The organism is Brucella grignonensis, assembly GCF_002252505.1.
Classification (GTDB): domain Bacteria; phylum Pseudomonadota; class Alphaproteobacteria; order Rhizobiales; family Rhizobiaceae; genus Brucella; species Brucella grignonensis.
The window spans coordinates 1-509 of the sequence record NZ_NNRL01000084.1 but is presented as its reverse complement, the minus strand read 5'-3'; the positions used below and the strand labels follow the sequence as shown (position 1 = coordinate 509).

Genomic DNA, 509 nt, shown 5'->3' with positions numbered 1-509 from the left:
CCCCAGCATGCCGGTGATCATCCACGAGGCCACCGGATCCGACTTCGGGGATGCTTTCCTCGTCGCCCATGAAGTTGGCCATGTTGAGCTCGGCGACCGGACTCAGCGATACGAGACCATCGAAGCAGATGCTTCGCGACCATCGGAAATGCCTCCAGTAGGAGCGGAGCGTGTCGAGGACTACAGTCGTCGACAACGGCGGGAGGTTCAAATGGACCTGTTCGCGAGAGAGCTGCTCATGCCCAGGGCAACAGCGAAGACGCTCCATCTCGATCATGCCATGACCTCGGTCGAGATCGCGGACCAGGTCGGTGCCCCACGCGCAGCCATCGTTCAACAGCTGCTCGACGCACTTCTCTTGCCAGTGGTCGAACCCGAAGCTGAACGTGAGCACATCGAACGCCCCCTCAATGGCGAGCAGAAGGCTGCGGCGGAACACAGTGGCACGGCCTATCTCCTCGAAGCGGGTCCAGGTACCGGCAAGACCCAGACACTGGTCGGTCGCGTCA

1 protein-coding gene is annotated in these 509 nt (G+C 61.7%); it reads left to right on the top strand.

Annotated elements, in window-relative coordinates; all coding sequences use genetic code 11:
• Positions 1-7 precede the first annotated feature (7 nt).
• A partial coding sequence (locus tag CEV33_RS01045) for an ImmA/IrrE family metallo-endopeptidase (protein WP_235818329.1) occupies positions 8-509 on the top strand: 502 nt, incomplete at its 3' end.